At 68.1% G+C, this 2,861-nt stretch carries 1 protein-coding gene; it reads left to right on the top strand.

Features of this window, described 5'->3' with window-relative positions:
* Positions 1 to 28: 28 nt before the first annotated feature.
* Positions 29 to 2,861: PQQ-dependent sugar dehydrogenase (locus IEY93_RS37255; RefSeq protein ID WP_229691807.1), on the top strand; the 2,833-nt coding region annotated here is incomplete at its 3' end.

Consider the following 2,861-nt stretch of genomic DNA (forward strand, 5'->3'; position numbering starts at 1 on the left):
CATGTCTCGACATTCGTGGCGCGCCTTGTTGGCCACGATCGCGTTGGTCACTCCTGGAGCGGTGGTCGCTGCTGCTCCTTCGGCGAGTGCTCTGACCATTCCGGCGTCCGACTATCAGCAGATCAATCTGGCCGGTGGTGGTGCCGAGCTGGGTGAGGCGATGTCGCTGGCGGTGCTGCCGAATCGTTCGGTGCTGCACACCGCGCGTGATGGCACGCTGCGGGTGACCGACGCGGCGGGTAACACCAAGGTCGCGGCGAAGCTGAACGTCTACACCCATGACGAGGAGGGGCTGCAGGGGGTGGCGGTGGACCCGGGGTTCGCCACCAACCGGTACGTGTGGCTGTACTACTCCCCCCGGTTGTCCACCCCTTCCGGGGACGCACCCACCTCGGGGTCGCAGTCGCAGTTCGATCAGTGGAAGGGCCATCTGAACCTGTCCCGGTTCACCCTCAAATCCGATGAGACGCTGGATCTGGCCAGTGAGAAGGTGGTGCTGGAGGTCGCCAACGACCGGGGCCAGTGCTGCCACGTGGGCGGGGACATCGACTTCGACGCCGCGGGGAACCTGTACCTGACCACGGGGGATGACACCAACCCGTTCGAGTCCAGCGGTTACGCCCCGCTGGACGAGCGTACCGACCGCAACCCGCAGTACGACGCGCAGCGTTCGGCGGCCAACACCAACGACCTGCGGGGCAAGCTCCTGCGCATCAAACCCCAGCCGGACGGGACCTACACGATCCCGTCGGGGAACCTGTTCGCTCCGGGGACGGCCAAGACCCGGCCGGAGATCTACGCGATGGGGTTGCGCAACCCGTTCCGCATGTCGGTGGACAAGGCCACCGGGGTGGTCTACCTGGGCGACTACGGCCCCGACGCCGGATCGACCAACTCCAGCCGCGGCCCGCAGGGGCAGGTGGAGTTCAACCGGATCACCGCGGCGGCCAACCTCGGGTGGCCGTACTGCACCGGGTCCAACTCCACCAACGAGACCTACAACGAGTACACCTTCCCCAGCGGCCCTTCCCAGGCCAAGTACAACTGCACGGGCGGGCCGACCAACAACTCCTTCCGGAACACCGGTCTGACCACGCTGCCGGCGGCCAAGCCGGCGTGGATCCGCTACGGCGGCGACTCCGGTTCCCCCTCCGAATTCGGCGGCGGGTCCGAATCGCCGATGGGCGGCCCGGTGTACCGCTACGACCCCAACTCCACCTCCAGTGTGAGGTTCCCGCAGGTGCTGGACGGCCGGTTCTTCGCCGGGGAGTACGGACGGCGGTGGATCAAGGCGATCGAGGTGAAGTCCGACGGCGGGTACGGGGAGATCTCCGCCTTCCCCTGGTCGGGCACCCAGGTCATGGACATGGCCTTCGGCCCCGACGGCGCCCTGTACGTGCTGGACTACGGCACCGGGAGCAACAACCAGGCGCTGTTCCGCATCGAGTACATCGGCAAGGCCAACCGCAACCCCATCGCCAAGGCCTCCTCCGACAAGACCTCCGGCGCCAACCCGCTCACGGTGAACTTCTCCTCCTCAGGGTCCTCCGACCCCGAAGGCGGCGCGCTCAGCTACTCGTGGAACTTCGGGGACGGGACCTCCTCCACCGCGGCCAACCCGTCCAAGACCTACACCACCAACGGCACCTTCACCGCCACGTTGACGGTGCGCGACCCCCAGGGGCTGACCGGCAGCGCCAGTGTGATCATCAGCGTGGGCAACACCGCCCCGCAGCTCACCCTGACCTCACCCGGGGACGGGCAGTTGTTCTCCTTCGGCGACACCGTGCCCTTCCAGGTGACCGGCAGCGACGCCGAGGACGGGCAGCTGGACTGCTCCAAGGTCACCGTCACCTACTACCTGGGGCATGACAGCCACAGCCACCAGATCACCGGCAAGACCGGCTGCAGCGGCACCATCGCCGTGCCGGTGGACGGTGAGCATGACGCCGCGGCCAACATCTACGGGGTGTTCGTCGCCTCCTACACCGACAACGGCGGGCTGACCACCACCAGCACCCGCACCCTGCAGCCCCGCCACCGCCAGGCCGAGCACTACGGCGCCATGAACGGGGTCCAGGTCACCGACCACACCGCCGCCGAAGGCGGCAAGACCGCCGGATACATCGAAGACGGCGACTGGATCTCCTTCCAGCCCTACAACCTGGCGGGTGCGACCCGGTTCACCGCGCGGGTGTCCTCGGCCGGGTCCGGCGGGCGTATCGAGGTCCGCGCCGGATCGGCCACCGGCACCCTGCTCGGCACGGCCACCGCGCCGGTCACCGGTGACTGGGAGACCTTCGCCGACGCCACCACCACCCTGTCCGGCGCACCCTCCGGCGTCACCACCCTGTACCTGGTGTTCCGCGGCACCGCAGGCGGCTACCTGTTCGACCTGGACGCCTACACCCTCGACACCGGCACCACCAACCCCTCCCCGTCGCCGACCCCGACCCCGACGCCGACTCCGTCTCCTTCACCGGGGGGCACCAGCACCATCCGCGCCCAAGCCTCGGGCCGGTGCCTGGACGTCAACGGCGCCTCCCAGACCAACGGCTCCGCCGCGCAGATCTGGGACTGCAACGGCCAGAACAACCAGCAGTGGACCGCCACCAGCGCCAGTGAACTGCGCGTCTACGGCAACAAGTGCCTGGACGTCAACGGCGGCGGCACCGCCGACGGCACCGCGGTCATCATCTGGGACTGCAACGGCCAGAACAACCAGAAATGGCGCTTCAACAGCGACGGCACCATCACCGCCGTCGGCGCCAACAAGTGCCTCAACCTCACCAGCAACGGCACCGCCAACGGCACCAAAGCCCAGATCTGGACCTGCAACGGCGCCACCGGCCAGAAATGGA

Origin of the sequence: Sphaerisporangium melleum (assembly GCF_014646695.1) — a bacterium.
Classification (GTDB): Bacteria; Actinomycetota; Actinomycetes; order Streptosporangiales; family Streptosporangiaceae; genus Sphaerisporangium; species Sphaerisporangium melleum.